The sequence below is a fragment of the Formosimonas limnophila genome, from assembly GCF_014652675.1.
GTDB lineage: Bacteria > Pseudomonadota > Gammaproteobacteria > Burkholderiales > Burkholderiaceae > Hydromonas > Hydromonas limnophila.
The window spans coordinates 1-2,344 of record NZ_BMZG01000028.1 but is presented as its reverse complement, the minus strand read 5'-3'; the positions used below and the strand labels follow the sequence as shown (position 1 = coordinate 2,344).

The 2,344-nt window shown below is 45.6% G+C and carries 1 protein-coding gene; it reads right to left on the bottom strand.

The features are described from left to right. A partial coding sequence (locus tag IE082_RS10970) for a CLIPPER-2 domain-containing protein (protein WP_189493951.1) occupies positions 1-2,020 on the bottom strand: 2,020 nt, incomplete at its 3' end. Between the last annotated feature and the right edge of the window lie 324 nt (positions 2,021-2,344).

The window sequence follows — 2,344 nt, the reverse complement described above, 5'->3', positions numbered from 1 at the left end:
GCTTCGCATCCGTCAATACTATCGGTGTCAACGTCACATTCCCTGTGTTGCTAACTGTGAACGTGTAAGCAATCGTGCTGCCTGCCGTGTTGCCACTTGGTGTCCCTGCGGTTTTGGTGAGGCTAATGACCGGGCTAAGGCTAATTGAACTGCTCGCCGTTGCATTTGCACTAACAACGCTAGTATCTGGTGCAGTACCACTGACAGAAGCAGAATTATCAACCTTGCCTGCATCAACCTCCGCTTGTGTGATGGTGTGCGTGCCCGTACAGGTGGTGCTCACTCCAGGTGCTAAGCTATTTGAGACACACGTCGCTGGGGCGTCAAGCTTCGCATCCGTCAATACTATCGGCGTCAACGTCGCATTCCCTGTGTTGCTAACTGTGAACGTGTAAACAATCGTGCTGCCTGCCGTGTTGCCGCTTGGTGTCCCTGCGGTTTTAGTGAGGCCAATACCTTTTATAAGGGCAGTATTTTGCAACGTGCAGGTCAAGGTTTTATCTGCCGATGCAATAGGTACAGTAAGCTGACCGCCTTGGGGCACAATGATGGCTGGACTTTCTCCATCGCTACATACCCAGGAAGAACTGGCGTAGCTACTTGCATTGATTGGTGTGCTAAAAATCTCCGCAGGCAAAGTACCTACATCCCCAACCGCAACTTGTACTGCTGCGCCAGTTGTCGCATTATCCGTATTAAGGTTAGTAGATGTGAATTGCGTTGTATTGTTTGTAAACCCAGTCGTTGCAGGAATTGTCACGATGTCATTTAAATTACCCACACCAGCCCACTGTTTCTTAAGTACCAAATCAACTTTTTGAGCTTGGCAAGAGATGCTGGCCGAAGTGGGGGTGTTTACTTGCCCTTCATCTGTACTGAATTGACCCGTCGGGGCTGGCCCTGGGGTAATCGTATTTGTTACTGATTTACCAGAAAGCCCACAGAATGAGTTTTCAGGCCAAACAATTGGCACAGTAATTTCACAGCCGGAAGCAGGTAAAGTAGCTCCTGTTAACGTCACACTTGTACCGCCAACTGGCGCACTCAGCGCTCCTCCTAAACATGTACTTGTAACCGCTCCACCGACTTGCAAAGGAGAAGGTAGATTATCAACCAACCTTAGTCCTGTGGTCGGTGTTGTTGATGTACTGTTTACCTTTATGGTTAAAGTGGCTGTCTTACCGCCAGCAATCGTCGTTTTGTCAAAAGACTTAACAACCTGAGCGGTCACAGCACAAGCCCCCCCAAAACCTGCGGCCTTTAAGTAAGCTGGGCCAATTTTACCTCGGTTATTTGCATAAAGATCTGGAACACTTTGGAAGGGTGAAGCATCAGCCGTGGCAATAACACAAGCTCCAGCTCCATTGTATGAGTCTTTTTTAGTAAAGATAGCCGCTGCAGCAGTGGCTGTGGCTGTTAAAACAGGTGCGGTAGCACCTCTAGTCAAATACAATACATTATCTTTTGGTACGCCATTAATGTATGTCAAATCTGCTAATGCCACTGGGTTTAAACCAGAAAAACTACCCGAGTTAGGCGAACCAGTATTTAAATTTGAGAAATAGGCGTTAGTATCTCGTATGCCTGATGTTATAGTTGCAGTAGATAATAAGTCCAAAGCGTTGATCATTTGACTGACATTAGTTGGGGTTTGACAACACCCATCAATAAACATAACAAAACTATTTGCCTGCCTTGTGGCAATGGCGTTATTTATCACAGTCCAGTTGGTTAAATCAATGGCGCCAAAAACTGAAACCATCAAAACAACATCATACGCCCCGCCATCAGCCGCAGTAAAGGTCGCATTCGTCACCCCCCCAGCAGTACTCAGCACCGACTGCTGGGTGACAACAGCACCAGCGTTTACAAACTCAGCTCGAGCATTATTAATTATCGTAACAGCAGCTGGGTCTGTCTCCACCGTGGTCAGAAATAAAACCTTCTCGCCAGCAGCCAAAGCCGAGTTATTACACAAGTACACAAAGAGAATGAGCAGCAATCTAAGAAAATGTTTCATTTTGGCACTCCAATGGTAATTTACACCCGACAGCACAATCGATTAGTCCTTGTCAACTCAATATTAGTGTGCGATTTACACCACCATCATCAACACACGCCACATTGCAAATATTCGTTTAGATTTTGTTTCGGAATGCATCTTATTTTTTTCTGCTACACCACTAAATAATCATTTGTTTTAAATTTGTTGCCCTTGTTTAGAACCTTCCTAAAATGTTGATAAACCAGCCTTTGTGATCGTAGTCCAAATCAGTCAAGTCACTGCTGTAGTCTGTGAAGTTATAACCAAGTCCTACCTTCATGTACTTATTCACATCTTTGT